This window comes from Streptomyces marokkonensis (assembly GCF_039539045.1).
Taxonomy (GTDB): domain Bacteria; phylum Actinomycetota; class Actinomycetes; order Streptomycetales; family Streptomycetaceae; genus Streptomyces; species Streptomyces marokkonensis.
In genome coordinates this window covers 23,966-48,350 of the sequence record NZ_BAABCQ010000002.1, presented here as the reverse complement: position 1 = coordinate 48,350, position 24,385 = coordinate 23,966, and the positions used below count along the sequence as shown (strand labels likewise).

The window sequence follows — 24,385 nt, the reverse complement described above, 5'->3', positions numbered from 1 at the left end:
ATCAGGTGCTCGGCATGCTGAGCGTGCACCGCGTCAGCGGCATGGCGTGGCATGGCAGAACGTGCTGCGGTACGCCATCGAGCACCGCCAGAACTGGCTCACCCGCGGTTCCATCTGCACTTCACACCGACCAGTTCGTCCTGGCTGAGCCTGGTGGAGCGGTGGTTCGCCGAGCTCACACAGAAGAAGCTCAAGCGCGGCGTCCACCGCTCCGTCCAGGCCCTCGAACGCGACATCCGTTCCTGGCTCGCCGACTGGAACGAACACCCCAGACCGTTCGTCTGGACGAAGACCGCCGACGAAATCCTCGACAAAGTCGCCGCATACTGCCGACAAATCTCCGACTCAGGACACTAGAGTTCGCGCAGCTTCGTGGTGAAGACGTGGGCCGCGACCTTGTCGCCCAGGGCGAGGCCGTCCTCCGCGTCCCACGGGAAGTGGACCCCGAGCCAGACCCTGCTGTAGGCGTTCTCGGTGGCCGCCGCGCTGAAGCTGGTGAAGTGGCGGGTCTTCACCGGTGACTGGGGTTCGTCGGTGGTCATGTCGAAGGCGATGCCGTCGCTGCCGAAGTAGCGCTTCATCACCCCCGCCCAGGCTGCGGCGAACGTCGCATGTCCCGAGGCCCAGGCCGGGAAGCAGGGGTTGACGTTGACGCCCTCGGGGGTCTTCAGCAGCGGCTTCCACTCCGGGTCGAGCCCGCCCTCCCGGATCGCCGACACCGGCCGCCACAGGTCGATCGGCGTCAGGAACTTCACGTCCCGCACCGCGATCCCGGCGTCCGCCATAGCGATGGAGACGAGCGCGAACAGCCGGGCGTTGTCGTACGTGTTCAGGCCGCGGGCCTGGGCGACGTCCCGGGTCGCCTGGAGCAGCTGGCCCGGCGGCTTGTAGGTGCCGTCCAGGTCGTTGGCCCAGAACCAGGCCGCGGCCTCCTGGTCCGGGGTCCGGTTGACGACGGGGGTACGCGCGGTCGGCCGGTCGGCGCCGAACGACCGCACCGCCTCGACCTGCGCCTTGTAGGCGTCGCTGGCCAGCAGCTTCTCGTACGTTCCGTACAGGCCCGGGGTCGCCGGGCGGAACTGTGAGCCGGAGGTGAGGGCGAAGGGCTTCATCCGGCCCCAGAACGGCGTGACCGCCTGGCTGTCGCTTTCGCACGAGGGGTCAGGCATGTCCGGGTAGCTGGTGGGCCGCCACGCTCCCGGTTTGTCGTCGCCGACGTAGACCTGGGGGTTGTCGGAACCGTCGCCGTCGCGCGCGTCCTCCATCTGCGTGACCATGCGGTTGACTACGGTCAGGTCGAGCAGGTCGAACTCGGTGGGCTCCGTGCCGAACCGCTCACGGAACTTCTCGTCGAGGAAGTGGGCCTGGTTCTCGCCGTACAGCCCCAGCAGGATGTTGTACGCCGTACGGCCGATCACCCGCTCCTCTTCGGCGGGGCCCTCGATCCAGCCGTCGTACTTGTGGGCGTAGATGTATGGCTCCGAGGCGATCTTGCCCTTCCACTTCAGCTGGTACGAGCTCTCCGCGTCGTAGATTGCCGCGTTCATCATCGCCGCCGCACGGGCCATCGGCCCCGGCCCGCCGCCTTCGCGCCGGACAACCTGGAGCAGGACGTCGTTCCAGTAGTGGACGGGATCGGCGATCGCGTGTTGCGGCAGCGCCGCCTGCGCGGTCTGCGGGGCGACGGTGAGCACGCTGCCGGTGGCGGCCAGCACCATCGCAGCGGACAGGGCCCGGCGCCACATCCCCGTGTGCGGCCGAACGGTTCGGGTACGTGCGGACATGCCTCAACTCCCCGTTGGCATCAGCTTCCTCCGCCGCCGGACGGCGGCGAGGGCGATACTGGCGCACACACCGCCTGCATGACATGGACACGCCCTGTTTGGGTGGCGGAATGGCCGGTCCCGCCCCCCACGACGACGCAAAGCCGACCGGCCCCGCCGACACGCGTACGCGCCTTCGGCGCGGCACGGCGTACGGGCCTGAGGCGGAGGAGAGTTCGCGGGTTCCGCGTCGGCGGGGAGGGGAGGTGCTGCCGCCGCCCGGCCCCGTCAGGACGTCATCCCGCCGTCGCGCTCTCCCTGACCGGCGCTCGGCGTGCTGGGCGAGTGTCCAGGTGGACCACGACGGTGGTGTAGAAGCGGTGCACGGCGTCGTCGACGCTGCGGATGAAGCCGGTCTCGGCGTTGCCGCGGCTGCTTCCCACGCTCTTGAGCAGGGACAAGCGGAACCCGGTGATCCTGGTGCCGTTGTCCTTTGGGAGCAGGTCCGCCGGTTCGGGGCGCAGCCGCTCCAGGGTTCCGCGCGGCCCTCCGGTCTCGCTGTCGACGGAGAGTCTCGACGTGGAGGTCCGCCGGTGCCTCGGCCAGCCGCCGGACGAGCCGCTTGGCCCAGTTCAGAGGGTAACTCTGCTCAGGGGCCGGAATCTCGATGAAGGTGCGCAGTTTGCCGGTGCGCAGGACGGCGCTGACGGCCAGGACGCCGGGGGTGCCGTCGATGCGCAGCTCCGCCTGGAGCCGTCCGTCGAGGCAGAGCTGGTCGGTGAGGAGATCGCGGCGCTCGTTGGGGTCCGTTCCGCGCTTGGCGCGCTGGACGGGCAGCACCTTCCGGCCGAGTTCGCCACCCAGCCTGAGAGGCCGGTCTGAGAGTGTTTGACCGTGACTTGTTTTGAAGGACGCTCATCAGCGGTTGCTTCGAAGGCGCTGTCCGGTGGGGCGACAGGCGATACTCGGCCTGTGGACTGGTTGGAGCGAGCTCGGGCGGCGGAACAGCTTCAAGAATGGGACGTGGCGATCACTCTGGTAAGCGCCCACGCCGAGTGCTTCTCCGACGATCCAGACATGCACGACAACCATCTGTGGCATATGGATCTGCTGGCCAGGGCGGAACGGATTCCAGAGCTTACGGAGCGCGCCCTCACGGATAGCCACGCACGTCGAAGACTTAACAGATCGCTTCGAGAGCGGGGCATGGAGGCGGCGCTGCGTGACCGCGCCGAGGACGGTGACCGTGGCGCCTTGTACGTCCTTGTTCGACTGATGTGCGAGACGGATCGGGTGCAAGAAGCCCAGAAGGTAGTCCAAGACATCGGCCCGGACGACCAGTACGCACACCAGATTGCGGCCAAAGGATGCCGGCCATAGGTGTCCGGCTATGACTTTCTCGTAAAGTTACCAGTGTCGACCTCGTTGAGAATGCCGAGCTTGACCAGGCGTTTCAGCTTGGCGTGGGTGCCTTCGACGTTCTTCGGCAGCAGTTCGTGACCCAGGGCTTGGCAGACATCCCTGGCCCGTAGTGGTCCGGGCGCATGATCGGGCGCGACGCTAGTCCTGGCGCGGCGGGCAGGTCAGGACCGGAAGGTCCAGGCCCAGACGTCCCGCGGCGTCCAGCGAGCCCTGCAGAATCTCTGTGAGGGCCCGGACGTCGTCCTGCGCGTCGTGGGCCCGCTCCTGACGCACGCCGTAGTGCGCGGCAAGCGTCCCCAGCTTGAGATTCGGTGTCGCGGGCGCGATCAACCTGTTGAGAGCCAGGGTGCCCAGACGTCTGCTTACGGGCACCCACCAGCGGACGCGTGCGAACTCGTGGGCCAGGAAGTCGTAGTCGAACTGCGCGTTATGGGCGACAAGGACGCGACCGCTCAGCAACGCACCAACCTGCGGCGCGATCTCCTCGAAGGTGGGTGCGCCTGCCAGGCGCACTCGGGTGAGCCCGTGGACATGCACAGGCCCCGGGTCGCAGCCCGGGTCGAGGAGCGTGGAGAACTCGCCGGTCCGCCGGCCGTGTCCGTCCAGCGTGACGACCGCGAGGGACAGGACGCGGTCCCGGCCGGGCCTCAGCCCGAGGTCTCCACGTCCACCAGCGCCCAGTCGTGCAAGTACTCGGGTAGCGTGGGCCACTTCGGGCTCGCTGACAGCAGGGCCATCTCGGGCCCCCTCCCGGTGCGGCAAGCGGCAGCGGCCCTCTCGCGCTCATGGTGGATCAGGAGATCTTTCCACGCACAGGGCACTCTTGCAGCGGATCTCGCCCAGAGGCTCCGCTACCGCTTGGGGCACACCGTCTCCGGCGGACTACTGAGGCCAGTGGTCCAATTCGTCCGTCAAGGAGTCGGGCCGGTGGTCCGTCAGCCGGGCGGGCTGTACCTCTCAGGGACAACAGGGTCACACCACGACCGCACATCGGCGGCGGAGCCAGGGAGAGCGTAAGTACTGGTACGGCCTCCCACCATCGCCCCTTGCAGTTGGTGCCGCCGGATGTACCCCGTACAGTCAGGCCTCGCCGACGCCGCCCAAGAACCTCAACCGCACCTGACGGTTGTGATTCGAGACGCTCGTGTCCGCCAACCTCCGTTGAGACAACCCCGAGGATAGCTGGCCTCCCTGAAGGGAGGCAGGTCGCGCTCCTCGGTCCTCCCGGGGCCCGCCGCTCTCGAGCACTCGCACACCCTTTGTCAGAACCTCTTGGTCCCGGCCGTCGGCTCCGTCTCCGGCCAGGACGGCCTCCGCGTCGGCGCCACCAGCCGCCCGCCCCGCGACCGCCCCACGTGGACCCGGCCTGTCCCACCGAATCGAGAGCAGATCGAGATGACGTGCACAAGTTGCTGGGACCCAACGCAAATGCACCGGGCCACCATTTCCAGTCACGGCAATGTGTACGGGCCGGTCCGGTGGAGTTCCAGGGTTGTGGCGAGGCGGATGACGGCGGTGTGCCAGTGGGAAGCGGCGGGGGCCGGGCCGTGGGTGCGGAGGGTAGTTGTCACAGCGGAGACCTTGTCCGCGGTGGTGTGGAAGCCGGTTCGGTGCAGGAGGGCGGCTGCTGATTCGAGGGTGTCGTGGTCGGTGGCAGTCAGGTTCTTCAGGCCGTGGTGGGCGGCCTCGGCGAGGGCGGCGAGGGCCTGTTCCAGGGCGGTGGTGAGGGGGTCGTCCCGGGGGGGGGCGGGGCGACGCGGAGGGCGGTGTCGCCGTCGCCGGGGGCGAGGTCGGGGACGAGGACGCCGTGGGAAGTGCGGACGGCGAGAGGGGCGAGGAGGACCCTGCCCCGGTCATGGCGGAGGGAACCGCTGATCCGGTCGGCGGTGCCGGAGGCAAGGGCGTCGGCCAGGGCGTCCAGGATGCCGGGGCAGTGGGGGTTGTGCGCGGTGCTCAGCAGGGCCTCGTTGCCGGCCGGGTCGTGAAGGACGGCTTCGAGGCGCTGCGCGGCCGCGTCGTACCGCACGGGTCCGGCCTCCGCGACGGCGAGGACGCGCATGGACTCGGCCTCCACTCGAGGGCGGACGATGCGTCCCTCGGCCATGCCGCGGAGCATGGGGGCGGGTACCAGGGAGCGGCGGGAGGGGTCTTCGGAGACCAGCAGGGCATAGTTCCAGGAGTACTTGATCTGGTCCTCGGTGGTGTCCGCGCCGCCCTGCACAGTGAGCGTGGAGGTGCCGCTGACGGCTGCCGCGATGAGCTCGGAGAGCAGCGACTTGGCCGTGCCGGGTTCGCCGACGAGCATCAGGCCCCGGTTGGTGGCCAGGGTCACCAGGGCCCGTTCGACGAGCGAGGGGCTGCCGACGAACTTGCGGCTGATGCCGGCGTCCGGGTCTCCGACCACGAAGCGGAGGCGGCACGGAGGCTGAGCTGCCAGCCGGGCGGCCGCGGGTCGGTGTCCCCGGCACGCAGCTCGGCGAGTTCGTCGGCGTGGCGCACTTCTGCGGGCGGGCGCCGCAGGCGGGGCGGGTGCGGGTCGCTCACTGTGGTCAAGGCGGGGCTCACTTGGCGGTGATGTCGGTCAGGTCGCCGAGGATCTCGGAGGCGATGACGGGGTCGATCTCGCCGAGGCGGTGCGGGTGCGTGTGGTTGCGCCAGTAGTCGCCGGGGGCGGTGTCGATCCAGATGGTCTCGAGGGTCTGGTCGGGGAACGCGTCGACCATGCCGACGGCGATGCCGCCGTCGAGGGCGATGACGAGGTGGCGGTCGCGGGTGATCGGGCGGGAGAACCAGCGTTCCACGCCGTTGTCCTCGGGCGTGCCGCGTTCCCAGCCGCGCTTGGTGAGGCCGAGGAGTTTGCCGACGGGGACGGTGACGCCCTCGAAGCGGGTCAGCCGGTGGCCGGTGGCCTCCTCGTCGGTGAAGGCGTGCACGGGGCGCCCGAGCTGCGGGAAGGGCTGGAGGATCTCGTAGTCGGCGAAGAGGTCGGCCCAGGCCTCGAGTTCGTCTTTCAGATGGAGGGGGTGGGCGAGGCGCACGATGGCGTCGGCGGGGAGGGTCCATGCGTCGTCGTGGACGTCGGCGAGGGTGAGGTCCTCGGCGACACGGAACGCGGTCACCATGCCGTCGCCGCCGCCGAGCCAGACCAGGCGGCGCACCAAGTGGCGCAGAAGGGGGTGTTCGACGAGCAGTTCGCGGAACTCGGCGGCGGTCCAGGAGCGACCGGTGACCATGGCGGCCTCCAGGCGGCGCAGCTGGTCGGAGGCAATGGTCCGGACCTCCTTCTTGAGGGCGGCGAACCGCTTGCGCTCGGCGGGAGCGAGTTCCGGGTCGTCCTTGACGCCCGGGGTCGGCAGGGCCTTGCGGAGCTTGCCGGTCTCGTCGCGGACACAGGGGCGGAGCTGTTCGTCGAAGGTGACGGTGAAGCGGCGGGGCCCGTAGTCGATGACGGTGCTGCCGTCGTCGGCGAGGCCGAGGTCGGGTACCAACCGGTCGGCGAGCTGGTCGGTGGTGAGGCCGAGGCCTTCGGCGACCTCGTCGATCTTCTCCCGGGCTCTCTTCTTGAGGGCCTTGAACGGCACACGCCGGGAGATGCCGTGCAGATGGCGCAGGGCGGTGTCGGTGCCGATCGCCGCGAGGACGGTGAGGCCCTCGACGGCCCGGTGGTGGGCGTTCTCACCGGGCCATGCGCGCACGAGGGGGGTGAGACGGCGGACGGTCTCGTCGTCGCCGAGGAGGCCGAGGGCGTGGAGGGCCCAGCTGTCCTTGGCCGGCATGCCGTGAAACCGCCACGTCTCGAAGAGGGCCCAGGCGAACTCGGCGAGGGAGCCGGCGTCGCAGTGCTCGGTGACGGTGGCGAGGCCGGGGTAGACGTCACCGGGCTTGGAGATCTGCAGCATGGTCGTCATGTGGCGGACGGCGTCGGCGGGCAGGGCGCCGCGGCCGCCGGTGAGCCGGATCTGCGGGAACAGGGCGGGGTCGGCCCAGGTACAGGGGGACGGCATCCTCGCCGGGAGGGCGGCCTCCAGCGGATCGCCGGCGAGGAGGTCGGCGACGATCTCCTCAGCCTCGGCGCCGCAGTCGGCGGCGATCTCCCGCACGGCCTCGGCGCCCACCTCTGCCGCGAGTTGCCGCAGGGCGTGTTCGGCGTGGGTGCGGAGCGTGCCCGCCGGGCCGACGGCGTCGGGAACGAGGAGGGCGGCCGCGGCCCGGCCGTGGCGGAGGAGCCAGGCGAGAACCGTGGGCCTCACCGACTGGCGGCGCACCAGCCACTCGGCCATCTGCCGGGCCACCTCGACGCTGCGGTAGGGCAGCAGCAGGCCGCAGGCCGTGGCCGGGTAGCGGGCGGCGAGCCGGCTCAGCATCGGCAGGGCGTGCAGGCCGTGGCGGGCGGCGACGGGCCTGAGGTGGCTCTCGGTGTCCCAGACGTGCTCGGGGGCGAAGGCGTCGAGCAGTGGGCGTACGACGTCCTCGGGGCCGGTGACGAAGAGGCGGGCGGCGTGGATGTTGCCCCGCCACGTCCCCTGCTGCATCTGCTGGGTCTCGCGGGACCAGTCGTGCTCGCGCCACCAGGGGGTTTCGGCGACGACGGTGGCCGCCCATGCCTCCCGCTCCCCGGGCTTCCAGGCCACCTCGGCCTGTGGCGCCCCGGGGACGTCGCGGGCCACGCGGGCCTTGCGGTTGGTGCGCTTCCGGGTCCACGGCGGGGCGACCAGCAGGGCGGGGAGCGCCTCCGCAGGCGCTTCTGCGTCCCGTTCGCCCCGCTTCAACAGCGGGGCGACGACGGCTGCGGACGCTTCGGGCAGGGCGGGCAACGTCTCCTTCGTGAGCTCCGGGTGGGTCACCACGTGCAGGGGCAGCAGCATCCGGGAGAGGGACGCCTCTTCGCTGTCGCCCGCCGCGGCGGCGGAGAGCAGCCGCAGGGCCCGCCGCGGGTAGCGGTTCATGGCGTCGAGCAGGGCGGGGCGAACATTGCGGTCGCCGCCCTTCTTCAGGAGCAGGCGGAAGGCGTCGTCGGTGGGCAGTTCGGCGGCCCAGCCCGCGACGTCCCGGTGTCCGTGGGATCCGTAGGCTCCGTCGAACGCGTCCTCCAGCAGGGACCCGACGGCGGGACCGAGCCGGTTCGCGAAGGTGGCGAGCAGTTGGAGGTTCCAGCCGTTCCAGCCGAGTCGTGCACCTTCACCGATGCGGGCGATCTGCTCCGGCCGGTACAGGGAGAGAAGGAGCATGCGCCGCAGGACGGAGTCGTTCGGTATCGGGCCGTCGCAGCACTCGTCGACCCAGGCATGCTCCTCGGGTACCAGGTAGGAGACCACGATGCGGCGCTGGACGCTGTCCCGGAGGCCGGCGAGGGCTTCGACGGTCCGCCGTCGGGTCTCCTCGTCGACCGCCGCGAGCAGGTCCCGGATACGGGCAGCGGTCTCCCACACGTAGTAGGTCTGATAACCGGTCACTCTCCGCAGCGCCGCGTCGTACCGTCGGGAACCCGCCTGCATGTAATGGGGGTTGACACATCCCAGCTCCACGACGGCACGGGCGGCGAACGGCAGGCCGTGTTCGGTCACGCAGGCGTCGACGAGCACGTCCACCATCGTGTAGTGCCAGCCGACGGCGATCTCCACGGCGGCTCCGAGCGGAGAGGGACTGCCCTCCCGGTGGGCCCGGCCCTCCTTCACCAGCTCTGGGTCGCTGCCGGATGAGGAGAACATCTCCTCGAACCAGGCCACCTCCTGCGCGTAGCGGCGAGCGGCCTTCTCCACCGCGTCCTCGGCCGGCTTCGCGGCGGCCCGGAGCACGGGCAGGGCTCGCAGCCAGGCGGTGGGCATCTCGAACCGGTCCTCGTCTGCAATTTCCTGGTGCATGGCGCTGTTCCTCCCCGTCACCCGTTGCACGGGGACCTCATGAGCAGTTACCGATCACGTTAGACTTCGGCACTGACAACGGTCGTGCCCGTGCACGCCCGGGCGGCGGCACATCCGAATCGCAGGATCCCCTGCCCCCGAGTTCCCCTTCGCCTCGTCCTACCAAAGTGCTGGCATGCCGACGAAGCGGGGCGGACAGAACCCGAACCCTGTCACATCTGGTGATCAGTACGTGAACACACGCGCCGTCAAGGGCGGCGACGGGAAGTGGCGACTGGAGCCGATTCCTGGTGTACCTGGGTGCAGGTTGCTGTACCGCCAGCAGACGAGGAACCCGTCGGCAGCCTTGACAGCAGCCTCACTCCGGGGGCAGTTGGTGCGGCCGGACCCGCCATCTACACTTCGCACCGAGTCGGCGCCCTATCCGAGGAACCTCAACCGCACCTGACGGTTGTGATTCGAGACGCTCGTGTCCGCCAACCTCCGTTGAGACAACCCCAATGGTACCGAGTCGCCCCAGGGGATCGGGCATGACCTGACGCTCGAGAAGGCTCGGAGGCAATCGGCCGACGCTATCGCCTCGTCGCACGACGCCTCAGACAGGAGTGGCTTGACAGGCAGGCGCCTGCGCCTGCGCCTGCGCCTGGCCATGCAGGTGCGCCTTCTGGTCGATCACCACATGACTGGCAGTTCGCCGGCACTCGCTGTGCAGGACTCGCATCACCGGCGGTCCCTCTTTCGTACACTTCGAGTGATTCTCGGAGTGGTTTCCCCCTCTGCCGAAGTAGATCGAGTCAGGCATACCTCGGAGTACAAGGCGAGCATCCTCGCGGAGTACGAGACGTCGGACAAGAGGGGCCCGGCCGGCACTGCGGCCGACACATTCCGGGGGCCTCACCGCTTCAGGGGCTCGACCATCCGCCGGCTGTCTTTCAGTCGTTCGGTCTGCTGGTGAATCAGCTGGCGTCGTTCGCCGTCCTGCCGGACGTGAGTCTGGTGATGCTCTGGCGGAGGCGGCGGGTGTCCAGCGAGGCCACCGAGGTGGCGGCCTGGAGATGCGCTTCGAAGCAGGCGCGGTACGGGTGGAGCGCCACGGCGAGGTCGGGATGGGACTCGGCGAACTCAGTCAGGTCGGCGAGGTCCCTGGTGGTGGCGCCGGAGAGTCGGCTGAGGTCGCCGAGCCGTTCGAAGAGCTCGCCGAGACGACCGGCCGCGGCGGCTCCGGCCAGCGCCAGGGTCAGCTCTTGGGGCGAGCGCGGCGGGTGACTGAGGAGACGCTCCACCGCCAGGGTCTGGTGGCGGTTGCGCCACGGGGTGGGGGGCAGCCAGCTCAGGGCGCGGGAGACCGACGGGGCGTCCGCGGCCAGTGGCTCCCGGACCGGCGGACCACCGAGGTTCCGTACGCCGAAACCGAACATCGACAGAGACTGGCAGGCATGGCCCACTTCCCACCACATGGCCCGGTCGTCGAGGACGATCTCGCGGGAGAGCAGGGAGACGATCCGGTCGTTGACGGCCGACGCGACGGCACCGGCGTGCTGAGGCTGCAGCCGGGCCGCCAGTCGCAGCAGCAGCACCCCCGAGGGCAGGGCGACGTGCTCCACCGCCTTCGCCCAGCCGACATCCTTGAGCGCGTCGAACACCAGCGGTGCCCCGACATTGTCGTCGAGGCTGGTCAGGAGGGCGGCGAGGCCGATGGCCGGTTCCAGATCCGCGATCAAGCCCAGCCGCAGCCGCCGTTCCAGCTTGGTGTAGTCGATCTTCGGCACCAGTTCGAGCGCCCAGCGCCGCTCCCACAGCGCCATGGTACGCAGAATGTCCCGGATGACCCGCGGGCTGGAGACGGTGGTGACGATGAGCTTCTTCAGCTCGTACGTCGTTGTGGTCCAGTCCGCGTTGAGCGCCTGGCTGGGCCCGACTCCGATGCGCGCGAGGTGAAGCGCCGCCACGTACTGCTCGGACGGGTTCTGCAGCAACTGCAGTTCCTCGGTGAAGATCTTCATCAGCACCGCGTCGCCGGTGAGCCCCTGGTAGACGGGCTTCCCCAGTCCCGCGATGTCCTCGAGGGCCGCGAGCAGCCCGGCCGCCGCCACCGGGTTTTGGTACATCTCGCTGCGGGTCCGCCAGGCCAGACGCGACTCCTCCGTCGAGTGGACAGTGCGCATCGTGAGTTCGCCGTACTTGGTGAGCAGACGGCCGACGAAACCCCGGTCGACATGGTCGAGGACGCGCAGCAGCTGCGTGAACTCCCCGCCGGTCCGCACCGAGTCGAGCCGGTCCACCCAGACGTCCGGCCGACCGATGATCTTGCTCGTCTTCTGCAGGAGGGCCGCCCCGGAGATCCCGTCGGTGTACCGCATCGTGCGGGCGATCTCCCGGCAGGCCTCAGCGACCGGGATGGTCGGCGCGTTGGCCAAACGCTGCGCCAGTTCGCGGACATCGAACGTCTGGGCGTACCTGCGGGGGGCATTGGGGTAGAGGGCACGGGCCAGCCGATGGAACTCTGCCTGAGCGTCCGGGGGATACCAGACGCTCATGCCCGCCAGCAGATCGTCGATACCGACCTTCTCGCGCAAGCTCTCCAGGAAACCCGCACCCAACTCGGGATCGGCTCCGAGCCGTAGGGCGAGCCGCGGACCCCATACTCGGCGGGACGTGGTGAGCGCCTGCGTGACGATGTCGACCATCAGATCCAGGCAGGTCACGCGGAACGAGACCTGCGCCTCCCACAAGCCCTTCACCACGTAGTACTTCACGGAGGGACGCGGGTCGCTCTGCAGCCAGTCGACCACGGTCTGCTCGCCGAACGCGTCACCCAGCCGCTGCGCGAAGGTCTTGCCGTGCTGGTGGTAAGGATCCTCCACCGCATACGTCACGGACAGCAGCATCCCCGCCGCCCTGGGATCGTTCGTCGCCGCCTGGGCCAGGTTCCTGACGAACTCCTCGTCGGGTACGAGGTCGGCAGCACTGCGCACCGGTCCCCGAGTGGGGGCCGACAGCAGCAGGCAGGCACACCAGGCGTGCAGGCTCTGCACCACACGCAGGAGTTCGACGGTCTCCATCGGCGAGGCGCGGCGCAGCAAGGCACGGAGCGCGTCCAGATAGCGGCCCCGGTCCCAATGGGTGTCCACGGCCCGCTTGAAGATCTCGTTGCGGTGCATGCCCGAGGTTCGCCGCAGCTCCTGCAGTGCGGTGATGACGTCGCGGGGGCTGCTGTGGTCCAGTGAGGGCTGGAGTAGGTGCTGGTACTCGTCGATCATCTCCACCCACTCGGTCCGTTCCACCTGACGGCGCAACATCATCCCGGCGAGCATCACGGCGAATCCGTCCTCCGCCTTGACCCGGTACGCAACCAGTAGCTCCGGACCCGGTTCCTGGTCGATCGGGTGGTATCCGGCGGCATCCTCGTAGTGGACCTCGGTGTCCTCCGCCACGCGCCGCCACAGCCGGCGTTGCAGCCTCAGGGCCTGCAGCACCAGGAAGTAGTCGGCGGCCCGGGTGGGACTCAGATCGGTGACGACCTCCGCGACGCGTTTGACGATGATCTCGTTCAGATCGGTGCTCTGGAACCACTCGATCAAACTGAGCAGGTGCAGGCGTTCCTGAGTGGTGCCCTCGCCGTTGCTGACGGCGACGTTCACTTGGACCTTCAGCCACGGGGCGACCTCGTTGAGGTCGAGCCGCCCGGTGGACATGGCGTGCCGGATCCCGCGGATGACGTTCACCAGGTCGTGCAGCCGCAGGGGGGAAGGGTCCTCCTTGAGCCGCTGGGTCAACTGCAGGACGAAGTCGTCGGTCATCCCCTCGTCGAGCGAGGTGCCGAGCGCGGTCAGGCAGCGGGCCAGTTCGGCCACCTGCGCTCGCTGGAGCCAGTCGTGGAGCGCGCCGCCGACGCGGGTGCGGTCGAGGAGTTCGGCCGCCACCTGGGCGCGGTAGAGCCGGGCGCCGAGCAACCACGGCAGGACCTCGCGGGGGGCCTCGCGCATCAGCGTCTCGACCCGGGGCAGCACCAGTTCGACGACCTTCTCCCGCACCCGTCCCCCACCCGCGAGGGGAACCAGGTCGGGCGCGTCGGGGTCCTCCTCGATCTGCAATACCCGTCGCAGGATCCGCTCGCTGTCCTCGACGCTCGCGATCCTCGCCAGGTCCTGCCCGGCCAGGGACTCGGAACCGAGGACCTGCCGCTCGTCATCGGAGAGGTCGGTGAGGGTCTCCTCGGGAACTCCGGCATGGATCAACGAGCTCGCCGCGGCCCGGGCCACCGCCTCCTGCTCCCGAAGGCCGAGTCCGTCGAAGCAGGCGAGGACGGGGTCATCGCCTCCGCCGGTGCGCATCTTCCTGATGAGCACTCCGGGATCCCGGGTGCCGTCCTCCCGTTCGACCTCCGCCAGCCCGGCCCGGCGGTCCAGCGTGCCGGGGCGAGCGCGGTCCGCCCGCTCGACGAAGGCCTTCAGGCGCGGCTTACCCACGAGGGACGGGACGATGTCGATGCTCTCCGTCTTCCACTCGTTGGCGGCGGAGAGGTCGTACTCCAGAACGGCGAGCACGCTCGCCCGGACGGATTCCGACACCATGGGCAGCAGGGCGCCCACCGCGTTGTTGCCGCCCTGGAGTGGCAGGAGAGCATCCAGGATCAGCAGGAAGGGCCTGGCCCCGTCGTGCTCCAGCAGAGCCGTCGCGTGATGGCACGCTTCGATCAACGGGTCACGGTCGGGCAGTTCGCCGTGGCGGGACCGGATCACCTGCACCTGCCAGCCCTGGCCCCGCAGCCCTTCGGCCAGCAGCCGGGCTATGGTGGTCTTCCCGCTGCGCGCGGTGCCGCCGACGACCGCCAAACGCCTGCCCTTCGCGGCCCGCTTCCGGGCGGCGGCCTGCTTCCTGACCGCGTCCTTCGCGGTGCCGTGCGCACCGGCCGGCCCGGGCTGTTTCGGCTTCCCTCCGTGGAAGAACTTCAGAAGCTCGTCGGCCTCTCTCATCGGGATGTCACCGGGCCGGGGCTCCAGCGGGTCGGGCACCCAGTCCAGGCGGGCCAGCTCCTCAATGTGGCGGGCGCGCTTCCAGTCGGCCCAGCGCTCGCCCCAGACAGCGGTGGCGGCGCCGTCCAGGGTCCGCTCGGCGGGCACGTCGGCGGGGGGCGTCCGTCGGTCTCCCGGGCCGACCAGGACCCAGCCGCTCTCGGTGGGAGCGAGGACGGTGGTGACGCCCACCTTTCCGAGCGCCTCCACCCGGCCGGACAGCTCCGCCGCCGGCATCGACGCGAAGCTCTCCCCCTCCGTCCGGGCGCCGACGGCCAGGACATCCGGGCAGGGCAGTCCGGTGGCCTCCGCGAGGATGTCGAGTGCATAGCCGAGCCCGATCGCGGGGTCCTCGGCGGGCTGCCACGCGGGCCACACCCCGGCTGGCAGGGGTGGTCTCCCGACCGGGCCAGCCGCTCCGAACTTCCCGAGCAGCCCCGCCACCGCCTCCCACGCCGCCATGAGGTGCGGGCCGGCCCACTCCAGGGGCCTGACCCACCCGGGCGGACCGGCCGGGAACGGACCGTCCGAGGCCGGTCCAGCCTCGGCCGCCGTCGCCACCGCGATCTCCGCGCCCGCCACGGTCTCCCCCGCGCCCGCCAGCGCCACCGCGGTCGGTTCGCCGGTCAGGGTGATCGCGAGGCGTCCCCCGGGCGCGTCGAACACCGCCGCGTGCGCCGGACCCCTCCGGGACTCCGCTCCGTCGCCCCCGTCCTCCTGTGGGGTAGCCGCGGGGCATTGGGCCCACAATGTCGCAAGCTGCTCCAGTACTTCCTTGGGCAGCTCATTGATGACGCGGCGCATCGTGCCGGGCGTCCCCGCTGAGCCGTCCGGGTCCGGTGGCTCCGCCGTGGCGTCATGGACGTCACCGTCGAAGTAGGCGTCGGCGACGAGGGCGAGGCCGCTGTTCTCGGCCACGGTCAGCCAGTCGGGCAGGGAGGCGACGACGACGGCGTCCGGCCCGTTCAGCAGTCTGCCGATCCAGCCGCCGTCGAGGTCGAACTCCGCCAACGTGGCCGTCAGTTCCGACTCGTCGATGTCCTGGGTGGCTGCCTGGTTCAACAGCAGGAGGAGTCCGGCCAGCCGATCGCGGACGAACGCGCTGCCGGGCGTACGAGCCGCGGAGTGCGGCGCTGTTGCCATCCGGATTACCTCCTGGTGCCGTTACCGCGACCTGCCCGGCACGGAGCTTCGACCGGTGCGGGCTCGTAGCAGGGCGAGCGCGCCGGACGTCGCCACGATCAGGCCGTCGGGACCGTGCGAACAAATGCCGGCCGGCCGTCCGTCGAGCGGCCAGCGGGCGCCGAGCCCGTCGACGGCACTGTGGGTGTCCAGCCAACTGCCGTCCCGGTCGCCACCGGCGACGGCGAACCAATCGGCTGTCAGGAGGACGGCCCGTACGGCGTGTCCGAGCGGTCGCACGGAGCCCGCGAGCGGGGCGGCGCCCCCCACGAACGTGCAGGCTCCACCGGCGTCCACGATCACCGCCGTTTCGCCGTCGGCCGAGGCCACCAGGCGCACGGGATTCGGGCACAGTGCCACCCTCTCGGGATTGGCCGGACCGGCCGGGGCCCACCGGTGGACCACTCCGTCGAGGGTGGCCGCCCAGAGGACCGGACCCTCCCGCCGGCCGGCCACGGCCAGTGCGACGACAGGCTTCCGGAACACTTCGACACGCACCGGGCCGGCACCGGAGGCGGACAACACCTCGACGGCCCGGCCGTCGGCCAGGGCGAGCAGGCCGGCCGGGTGGGACGCGGAGGGACCGGGCAGCTCACCGGATCCCTTCCGCAGCACCTGGCCGACGTCGGCGGCGTCCCGCGTACATCGGAGCACGGAGCCGTCCATGAGGACGAGCAGTGCGCACGCACCGTCGGCGTCCCCGGCCGCCTGGGCCTCCTCTGCGTTCCCGGTGTCCGAGATCGCGTACAGGTCCCTCAGCGGTCCGACGCCGGTCAGCGACGCCACCTGCTCACCGCTGGCGCCGTCCCACCAGATCAGCGTGCCGTCGTCGTGCGCGGTGATGAGGGAGCCGGGTCCGGGTTCCCCGGCCGCCGACACGCGCGTGGTCGTATGGCGGTCACGGACTCCCGGGTTCGCCCAGAGCACCTCCAGTGACCCGCAGGGCGCGATGATGGGCCCGGCCGCGCGGGCGAGATCGGTGAGACCCCTCCGAGTGGCCGCGAGTGCGAGGGCAAACCGCCGTTGCTGCAGCGTCCCGCGCCGGGGCTGGGTGTTCCATACGGCGGTACGGGCCGCCTGGTCCGGGCCGCGCAGGGCGCGCACCGTTCGTGTCATGGTGGGGCGGGGCAGCGCGAGCAGGAAATCAGGGTCGTCCAGGAGGAATTGCATACCGCTGGTCGGATCGGCCGCGGCGGCGGCGAGGACGGCGAGCAGGTGGGGCGGGACGTTCTCCCAGCCTTGGTCGGCCACGCGGAGCTCGTCGAGCAGGTGGCGCAGCACGGTACGGCGGGGCGCCCGACCCCCGGCGGGCGGAGGGTGGCGTGGCCGCCATTCACCGTGCACGGCCCCCGTGTCCCCCGGTTCCCCGCTGGGGGCGTCCCGCCGCACGAGGAGGGTCCCGCAGGCAGGCAGGCAGGCCGCCAGCTCCCGCGGCGACAGCGGAGTGGGCACAGAAGTGCCGACGAAACGTGAAGCGACGGCCGCCCAGGTCCGCACGTCGAGGAAAAGGTCGTCGCCGAAGGAGCACAGCGCGGTCAGGGTGTCCGCCACCGCTGCGGCGGTCCGCGGGAAGAACTCCTGCAGCGTGCGGCGGAGCAGGCCGTCGAGCCGGGCGACGGCGGCCTCGCAGGCGCGTTCCAGAGAGCCGGTGCCCTCCCGGAGCAGGACGTCCGCCGCGGCGACGGCCGCGGTGAAACAGCCGCCGCAGATCTGCTCCAGGGCTCCGACGGCACCGTCGGATACGTGCCCGCCGTAGGCAAGTCGGGTCCGCAGATAGGTGCCCACGGACGAGGCCCCCTGGTGCACCGGGTCGTCCAGATTGAGGATACGGCGTGCGGGCCGGTCGGGCAGCTGACGAGCGGCACCCACCACCACCCGGACCGCCGGCAGCGCGGCCAGCGACTCGACCAGTTCGGTGAGTAGGGCGGCGGACTCCTTAGCCTCGTCCAGGTGGTCGACGACGATGCCGCGGACGGCCCCTGGTCTGTGACGCCTGAGCTCGGCCAGCAGGCCGGGGACGCTCGCGGCGGTGAGCCCCAGCGACCTGGCGATGTCGGCGGCCAGCCGGTCGGCCGTACGGCCGCGGGCGTGGACCGCGGCCAGGGTCAGGTCGTCGGCCGGAAGGACGCCGTGCCGGGCCACCACGGGGAGCGCGGCACGCATTTCGGCAGTCGCCGTGGTGACGACGCGGCCCAGGACCGCGGTCTTGCCACTGCCGTGCGAGCCGGTCAGCCACAGTGGAGGGGCCGTTCCGGTACCGGTCAGGTGATCAAGGATGATGCGCAGCGCGGCTTCACGGCCGGTGAAGTACCAGCCAGGCGCCGCGCCGTTGACCACGCCGCGGGAGAGCCAGCCCCAGTCAGAAGGCAGCCAGGCCGGCGGGTCGGGCGGCATGTAACGGGGGTTGGGCAGCGCCCGGCAGCGCGGATCGCCGTGACCAGCCACGATCCGCGCCTTCTGATGGGTGCGGCTCAGGGCATCCTGCACGGATTCCATCACCTGGGTCAGGTCCAGATGCGGTTGGCCGGTAGAGGGGGCGGTGGCGTCGCGCAGCGCGGTGGCGAGGGCCCGGGAGAAGACGGTCTCCAGGGCCTTCTCGGACCGCCGGGCCGCCGCCACGACCCACAGGTCGAGTTGGTCCTCGATGGTCCGGTAGGGCGCCTGCGCGATCGTGTCCAGCAGGGCCTGCTCGCCACCGGGGGCGGCACCGCACGCGTCCAGGATCAGCAGGACCTGGGCGAGGTCTCCGCGCTGCCGCAACGCCCTGATCAGATCGGCTGGTTTGGTGACGGCCAGGGGGTCCGTGTTTTGCTGATCGTCGGGGGCCTCGTATTCCGTCGGCGCCAGTACCCAGTCCGTTCCCAGCTCGAAGCCGTGGCCCGTGGCGTAGATGACCAGGGTCGCCGTTCGCGCGCCCGTGTACTCGGCGGCGCCCCGGCTCCAGTCGAACAGGGCGTCCCGGAGGTCGCTGTGGGACAGCGCGTCTCCGTCTCCGTCCGCACCGGGGAACAACTCGGTCAGACCGAGAGCGCCGAGGCTCGCACGGACGGCCTGGACCTCCTCCGGCACCTTCTTCAGGTTCGCGAACGACCCGCCGTACACGGGGCGCCCGGAAATACAGAAGTACCCCGTCTGCCTCGCGCTCTCAGTCAAGTGCCACCTTTACCGACCGGGCGGTATGGACATTCTTCAGGTAAGCAGTGACGTCATGGGCGGTGCGACGGGAGTTGGACGCGGGAAGGTCCTGGATCTTCCCCGCGAACAGACCGTGCAACTCCTTGACCGAGGCGACGACGTCTTCCTTCGCGGCGACGTTGACCCAGGTGCCGATGCCGGTGGGCCAGGGAGCCTGACACGCGTCGACGAACGGATGCAGTTCGCGCAACACCGGACGCAGCCCCAGCGGAGAGCCGAGGGTGATCAGGGTCGTCGCGGAAGTCGCCGTGTGGGATCTCAACCAGTCGTAGGCGACCACGCTCCCGAGCGAGTGGGCTATCACCAGGCGGGGTCGGGACGCCATGGCGGCGCTGAACTCGGCGCGGACCGCCCTCTTGAAGTCGTCGTCCCGCAGATAGCGAGCCACCTGCTTGACGAAGCCGATGATCCCGGCAGCCGTGCCGCCGAAGAACCCGCGCGACTGGAGAACGCGGATCGCCCACTGCGCGCTCTGCGGGGCGTATCCAGCCTTGCCCGCCACCTGGTGTGACGGATCCTCGACCGCTTCGGCCAGCGCGACCAGGAGATCCTCCTCGACTCCCGGCCGCAGGTCGCCGATCACGTACTGCCAGGCGGCACCGGCCTTCCCGTCGTTGTACATGTGTCCGTAGAACGCGCACTCCAGGGTGAGGTCCTCGGCCCCCGCAAACCTGACATTCCGTACGCCTTCACGCAGAGCGGCCAGCCAAGAGTCGTGCATCTCGTCACGGCTCGACCTGTTGGTGAGAATGCCATGCACTGCGACGATGTCTGCCATGAAACCACCCCCGTTTCGTCCCCTGCCTCGACAAGTCACCAAGTGAGCACACCACATCAGGCAAGTCCCTCACCCGCAACGATACGGGGATGCCCGTTTCGTCCGTACCGCATAGGCGTGCGCGGTCTGCGACGCGGTGCCACAGGTCGCCGGACACTTCGACGCGGCGCCATGAAAGATCGAGGCTTGCCGTGATTATGGCAGGCGGGACGGCATCACAACCCCCTTCTTGCTGAATGAAGGGCTCTGCTGCAGATCACGACGGACCTCCGCCGACACCTGGGCGGGGGACCCAGCTTGAGGGAGACCTGGGCTCGAGAGGTGCTGGCGCTCCCTGGCTGCATACCGGAAGTCGTGCGTGCCCTACCGGCCCGGACTGCCCTCGCGGTCGGAGGCGCCCGCCACGGAACCGCACACGCCGCCGTCGCCTCGACCGTCGTCGCTGCACTCGGCGACAACGACGACGCGCGGCCCCGCCTTCGCCACCAGCCCGGCGTCCCGCTAGGGTCCGACGGCATGGTTGCGGCTTGGAGACGTCCTGGATGCCGCTGCGAAGGGAGAAGATCTTCTCCCAGAGCCCTTGCGACATCACCGGAAACCAATCATGACCAACGCTCTGACCAGCACAGATACTGCCCTAGGCAGGTGCGCAACATGAGCGAACCCCACTCGGGCGGAAAGAGTCGTGGGTGCAGATCCCGACACCCGACCGCGCCCAGGAACATGCCGCTCACGGGCTGATCACGCGCGGGCGAATAGACGTTGGTCCGGCCGGGATTCGACGCTGTAAATTCCGTCACCTGCGTCAGCCGAGGAAGCTCAGCCGGACCTGACGGTCGGGATTATCCCTGTTTGTGTCCACCAGGCATACCGACTGCCAGGTGCCGAGTTCCAGGCGTCCGTCGATCACCGGCAGGGTCGCGTGCGGGGGTACGAAGGCGGGCAGGACGTGGTCGCGGCCGTGGCCGGGGCTGCCGTGGCGGTGCTGCCAGCGGTCGTCGGCGGGGAGCAGGGTGTGCAGGGCGGCCAACAGGTCGTCGTCGCTGCCTGCGCCGGTCTCGATGATCGCGATGCCGGCGGTGGCGTGCGGGACGAAGACGTTGAGGAGGCCGTCGCGGCCGGCCGCCGCCTCGCGGAGGAAGGACTCGCAGTCACCGGTGATGTCGGCGACCCGCTCCGACGAGCCGGTGGCGAGGTTCAGAACTCGAGTGGTGAAGGCATCGGGCATGTCTCCCATCCTGACGTACGCGGCGGACCGGACGCGGGAACGGCTGGGCCGCCCGCGATCGTCCCGTGGCGGATCGCGGGAAGATCGGGGCGCTCGGCTTCGTTGGTAGAAGCGTGAACGACACACACGAGGTCGGGATGCGCGAGGTCGAGGTCGTCGTCATCGGTGCCGGTCAGGCGGGACTCGCCGCGGCCTACCATCTGCGGCGCACCGGGTTCGAGCCGGAGCGCGACTTCGTGGTGCTCGACCACTCCCCCGGGCCCGGCGGCGCCTGGCAGTTCCGCTGGCCGTCGCTGACGTACGGCAAGGTGCACGGGATGCACGCGCTGCCGGGTATGGAGCTGACCGGGGCGGATCCGGCGCGGCCGTCCGCCGAGGTGGTCGGTGAGTACTTCGCGGCGTACGAGAGCGCCTTCGAGTTGCGGGTCCGGCGTCCGGTGGACGTACGCGCGGTGCGCGAGGGGACGGGTGAGCGGCTGTTCGTCGAGACCTCGGCCGGGACCTGGTCGACCCGGACGCTGATCAACGCGACCGGCACCTGGGACCGGCCCTTCTGGCCGCGCTACCCGGGGCAGGAAACCTTCCGGGGACGACAGTTGCACACCGCGCGGTACGCCGGTCCCGAGGAGTTCGCCGGACGGCGCGTGCTCGTGGTGGGCGGGGGCGCCTCGGCAACGCAGCATCTGCTGGAGATCGCCCCGTACGCGGCGGCGACCACGTGGGTGACCAGGCGGCCCCCTGTCTTCCGCGAGGGGCCCTTCGACGAGGACGCGGGCCGGGCGGCGGTGGCGCTCGTGGAGGAACGGGTGCGGCAGGGCCTGCCGCCGAAGAGCGTGGTGTCGGTCACCGGGTTGCCACTGAACGACGCGATCCGGGCGGGCCTCGACTCCGGCGTGCTGAACCGCCGACCCATGTTCGACCGGATCACGCCCGACGGCGTGGCGTGGCGGGACGGGCCGAACGTGGCCGTGGACGTCATCCTGTGGGCTACCGGTTTCCGGGCCGCCGTCGACCACCTGCGGCCGCTGCGGCTGAGGGAGGCGGGCGGTGGGATCCGTGTCGAGGGGACGCGTGCGGTCCTCGACCCGCGGATCCATCTCGTCGGCTACGGGCCGTCGGCCAGCACCATCGGTGCCAACCGGGCCGGACGCGCGGCCGCACGGGACATCAGACGACTGCTGGCAGAACGGGCACCGGTCGCCGCGTGACGCCCCGCCGGGTCACCTCGCCTCGGCCGGCTCCTTCGAGGCGCTCTGCCGGACGCGGTCGAACTCGGCGACGTTGCGCTGGTGCTGGGCGTAGTCGGCGGTGAAGCGGGTGTCGCCCGGCTTGACCGTGACGAAGTACAGCCAGTCGCCGGGGGTCGGGTTGACCGCGGCGCTCATCGCCTCGTCGCCCGGATTGGCGATGGGAGTGGGCGGCAGGCCCATGCGCTGGTAGGAGTTGTAGGGGCTGTCGATCTTCGTGTCCTTGGGCGTTGTCCCGGGGGTGGAACGGCCCAGGGCGTAGTTGATGGTGGAGTCCATCTGGAGCGGCATGCCGCGTTCGAGCCGGTTGAAGATCACCCGGGCGACCTTGCCCATGTCCTCCTTGGTGGCGGCCTCGGCCTGCACGATGCTGGCGATGGTGACCGCCTGGTAGACGTTCAGCGCGTTGCGTTGGGCGCCCGCGGTGATCGGCGCGCCGGTGAACTTCTCGTTCGCCGTGTCGACCATGGCCGTCAGCAGCTTCTCGGGGGTCGGGTTCTCGCCGAGCGGATAGGTCGCGGGGAAGAGATAGCCTTCGGGGTTGCCCTCGGCGTCGTTCGGCAGCTTGAGGTCGGCCTTGGCCAGGGACTTCTTGGTGGTGCCGGGGGGCAGGGCGAGGGTCTCGTCGACGGCCTCGTAGACCTGGGCCGCGCGCCGGCCCTCCGGGACGGCCAGGGACGTGGGGCGGGACTCGCCCTCGTCGTCCGTCATCAGCAGCGGCACCGCCACGGCGGTACCGGCCACGACGGCGCCGGTCGCGATCAGGGCGATACGCCCCCGGCGCGTCAGTCGGATCGTTCTCCTGGTGCCTCTCGTGCTCCGCGGCGGAGTGTTCGTCTGCATGCGGGCACGGTAACCCCCATCTGCACGCAAACCCGGCATATCGTCATCTTGTCGGCTCCAGTCGGGCATCCCTGCGGACCAGGGCCGCGTACCGTCCGTCCCGCTCCAGCAGTTCCTCGTGTCTGCCCTGTTCGGCCAGGCGTCCGGAGTCGAGGACCACGATCCGGTCGGCGCCCCGGACGGTGGACAGGCGGTGCGCGATGGTGATCGTGGTGCGGTTGGCGGACAGGGCGTCGATGGCGTCCTGCACGGCGGCCTCGGTACGGGTGTCCAGGGCGCTGGTCGCCTCGTCGAGGACGAGGACGGGCGGGTCGCGCAGGATGGTGCGGGCGATGGCCAGGCGCTGCTTCTCGCCACCGGAGAAGCGGTGCCCACGCTCACCGACCACCGTGTCGTAGCCGTCGGGCAGGGCGGCGATGTGGTCGTGGATCTGGGCCGCCCGCGCCGCCGCCTCCAGTTCCGCGTCGGTGGCGTCCGGCTTGGCGAAGCGCAGGTTCTCGGCGACCGAGGCGTGGAAGAGGTACGTCTCCTGCGAGACGACGCCGACCGCGCGTGCGAGGGTGTCGAAGTCGAGGTCGCGCACGTCGACCCCGTCGAGGGTGACCCGGCCACCCGTCACGTCGTACAGCCGCGGCACCAGGTGTCCCAGAGTGGACTTGCCGGCGCCGGTCGGGCCGACGACGGCGAGGCTGCTGCCCGCCGGGACGGTGATGTCGATGCCGTCGAGGACGGGGCCGCCCTTGTCGTCGTAACGGAACTCGACGCCTTCGAAGCGGACCTCGCCCTTGACGCGGTCGAGGCGGACGGGATCGTCCCGCTCGGTGATGTCGACCGGCAGGTCGAGGTACTCGAAGATGCGCTGGAAGAGCGCCAGCGAGGTCTGGATCTGGACGCCGGTCGACAGCAGGCTCACGGTCGGGCGGAACAGACCCTGCTGGAGCGAGACGAAGGCCACGATGGTGCCGAGGGAGACGTCGGGGCCACCGAGTTGCAGGGCGACGCCCGCGGTCCAGTAGATGACGGCCGGCATGGCGGCCATGACGATGGTGATGACGGCCATCCGCCAGCGGCCCGCCATGTTCGACCTCACCTCCAGGTCGACCAGGCTCTCGGACTCGTCGACGAAGGCGCGAGTGAGCGAGTCGGAGCGGCCCATGGTGCGTCCGAGCAGGATGCCGCTGACGGAGAGCGACTCGGTGACCGTGGCGGCCATCGCGGCCATCTGCTTCTGGCGCCGGGTGGTGATCTTCCGGCGTTCCCTGCCGACTCGGCGACTGATCCAGACGAACACCGGCAGCAGGAGGAGCGAGACGACGGTCAGGCGCCAGTCGAGGACGACCATGGCGGCGATCGTGGCGATCACGCTGGTGAGGTTGGAGACCAGGGAGGTCGCCGTGGAGGTGACGGTGGCCTGCATGCCGCCGATGTCGTTGGCGATGCGGGACTGGACCTCGCCGGTGCGGGTGCGCGTGAAAAAGGCGAGTGACATCTGCTGCAGCCGGCCATAGACGGCGGTGCGCAGGTCGTGCATGACCCGCTGGCCCACGGTCGTGGAGATCAGCGTCTGCAGCACACCGAAGACGCTGGTGAGGACGGCGCCGAGAATCATTCCGAGGGCGAGCAGGCTCAGCAGGCCCGTGCGCCCCTCGGGAATCGCGACGTCCAGGATCTCCTTCAGCAGGAAGGGAGTGGCGACCGACACCAGCGACGCGGCGCCGACCAGCAGCCCGACGATCACGAGGCGGCCGCGATAGGGGCGGAACAGCTTCAGGATGCGGCGCACCTGCCGGGGCTGTTCCTTGACGTCTGCGGGTGCGGTCCAGGTGGACTCGCGATCGGGGTGCATGGGCT

At 70.4% G+C, this 24,385-nt stretch carries 11 protein-coding genes and 3 pseudogenes; 3 read left to right on the top strand and 11 right to left on the bottom strand.

What is annotated here, in order from left to right; translation table 11 throughout:
• Positions 1-99: 99 nt before the first annotated feature.
• Positions 100-357: pseudogene (locus tag ABEA26_RS00985) on the top strand (IS630 family transposase); the annotation flags it as partial.
• Here the strand turns inward: ABEA26_RS00985 and ABEA26_RS00980 are convergent.
• Together ABEA26_RS00980 and ABEA26_RS00975 are read right to left on the bottom strand one after the other, a co-directional pair.
• The gene (locus ABEA26_RS00980; RefSeq protein ID WP_345588214.1) at positions 354-1,784 is read right to left on the bottom strand and encodes a vanadium-dependent haloperoxidase; all 1,431 of its coding nucleotides are present in this window, start codon (positions 1,782-1,784) and stop codon (positions 354-356) included. The pseudogene ABEA26_RS00985 and the gene ABEA26_RS00980 sit on opposite strands and share 4 nt — an antisense overlap.
• A 275-nt stretch (positions 1,785-2,059) precedes the next feature.
• Positions 2,060-2,633: pseudogene (locus tag ABEA26_RS00975) on the bottom strand (TerD family protein); the annotation flags it as partial.
• A gap of 102 nt (positions 2,634-2,735) precedes the next feature.
• Here ABEA26_RS00975 and ABEA26_RS00970 point away from each other — a divergent pair.
• Positions 2,736-3,143: a hypothetical protein gene (locus ABEA26_RS00970; RefSeq protein ID WP_345588212.1), complete on the top strand. Its 408-nt coding sequence runs from the start codon at positions 2,736-2,738 to the stop codon at positions 3,141-3,143.
• A 183-nt stretch (positions 3,144-3,326) separates the two neighbouring features.
• Here the strand turns inward: ABEA26_RS00970 and ABEA26_RS00965 are convergent.
• The 7 genes and pseudogenes from ABEA26_RS00965 to ABEA26_RS00935 all read right to left on the bottom strand — a co-directional run.
• Positions 3,327-3,922 (bottom strand): annotated as a pseudogene (locus ABEA26_RS00965) (exonuclease domain-containing protein); the annotation flags it as partial.
• 929 nt (positions 3,923-4,851) lie between these two features.
• The gene (locus tag ABEA26_RS36230; RefSeq protein WP_425587773.1) at positions 4,852-5,589 is read right to left on the bottom strand and encodes an AAA family ATPase; all 738 of its coding nucleotides are present in this window, start codon (positions 5,587-5,589) and stop codon (positions 4,852-4,854) included.
• A 157-nt stretch (positions 5,590-5,746) separates the two neighbouring features.
• Positions 5,747-9,046, bottom strand: coding sequence for a DUF4132 domain-containing protein (locus ABEA26_RS00955; protein WP_345588210.1), 3,300 nt, complete (start codon positions 9,044-9,046; stop codon positions 5,747-5,749).
• A gap of 956 nt (positions 9,047-10,002) precedes the next feature.
• Positions 10,003-15,204 carry a hypothetical protein gene (locus ABEA26_RS00950; protein WP_345588209.1) on the bottom strand — a complete coding sequence of 1,734 codons (5,202 nt, stop codon included), beginning with the start codon at positions 15,202-15,204 and terminating at the stop codon, positions 10,003-10,005.
• Between the two features lie 21 nt (positions 15,205-15,225).
• Positions 15,226-18,396, bottom strand: coding sequence for a hypothetical protein (locus ABEA26_RS00945; protein WP_345588208.1), 3,171 nt, complete (start codon positions 18,394-18,396; stop codon positions 15,226-15,228).
• Positions 18,389-19,216: an alpha/beta fold hydrolase domain-containing protein gene (locus ABEA26_RS00940; protein WP_345588207.1), complete on the bottom strand. Its 828-nt coding sequence runs from the start codon at positions 19,214-19,216 to the stop codon at positions 18,389-18,391. Before ABEA26_RS00940 ends, ABEA26_RS00945 begins: the two co-directional genes overlap by 8 nt.
• Before the next feature lie 805 nt (positions 19,217-20,021).
• Positions 20,022-20,444 (bottom strand): secondary thiamine-phosphate synthase enzyme YjbQ, encoded by a 423-nt coding sequence (locus tag ABEA26_RS00935; RefSeq protein ID WP_345588205.1) that lies wholly within the window; start codon positions 20,442-20,444, stop codon positions 20,022-20,024.
• A gap of 137 nt (positions 20,445-20,581) precedes the next feature.
• Between ABEA26_RS00935 and ABEA26_RS00930 the strand changes: the two genes are divergently transcribed.
• Positions 20,582-21,652 carry an NAD(P)-binding domain-containing protein gene (locus tag ABEA26_RS00930; protein ID WP_345588305.1) on the top strand — a complete coding sequence of 357 codons (1,071 nt, stop codon included), beginning with the start codon at positions 20,582-20,584 and terminating at the stop codon, positions 21,650-21,652.
• Positions 21,653-21,664: 12 nt separating this feature from the next.
• Here the strand turns inward: ABEA26_RS00930 and mltG are convergent, their stop codons facing one another.
• Together mltG and ABEA26_RS00920 are read right to left on the bottom strand one after the other, a co-directional pair.
• Positions 21,665-22,534: an endolytic transglycosylase MltG gene (gene mltG, locus ABEA26_RS00925; RefSeq protein WP_345588203.1), complete on the bottom strand. Its 870-nt coding sequence runs from the start codon at positions 22,532-22,534 to the stop codon at positions 21,665-21,667.
• Between the two features lie 43 nt (positions 22,535-22,577).
• Positions 22,578-24,380: an ABC transporter ATP-binding protein gene (locus tag ABEA26_RS00920; protein WP_345588201.1), complete on the bottom strand. Its 1,803-nt coding sequence runs from the start codon at positions 24,378-24,380 to the stop codon at positions 22,578-22,580.
• Positions 24,381-24,385: the final 5 nt, after the last annotated feature.

Coding starts and splice junctions, on each gene's coding strand:
- ABEA26_RS00980 (WP_345588214.1), bottom strand. CDS start 1,784: ATGTCCGCACGTACCCGAACCGTTCGGCCGCACACGGGGATGTGGCGC.
- ABEA26_RS00955 (WP_345588210.1), bottom strand. CDS start 9,046: ATGCACCAGGAAATTGCAGACGAGGACCGGTTCGAGATGCCCACCGCC.
- ABEA26_RS00950 (WP_345588209.1), bottom strand. CDS start 15,204: ATGGCAACAGCGCCGCACTCCGCGGCTCGTACGCCCGGCAGCGCGTTC.
- ABEA26_RS00940 (WP_345588207.1), bottom strand. CDS start 19,216: ATGGCAGACATCGTCGCAGTGCATGGCATTCTCACCAACAGGTCGAGC.
- ABEA26_RS00935 (WP_345588205.1), bottom strand. CDS start 20,444: ATGCCCGATGCCTTCACCACTCGAGTTCTGAACCTCGCCACCGGCTCG.
- ABEA26_RS00930 (WP_345588305.1), top strand. CDS start 20,582: ATGCGCGAGGTCGAGGTCGTCGTCATCGGTGCCGGTCAGGCGGGACTC.
- mltG (WP_345588203.1), bottom strand. CDS start 22,534: ATGCAGACGAACACTCCGCCGCGGAGCACGAGAGGCACCAGGAGAACG.
- ABEA26_RS00920 (WP_345588201.1), bottom strand. CDS start 24,380: ATGCACCCCGATCGCGAGTCCACCTGGACCGCACCCGCAGACGTCAAG.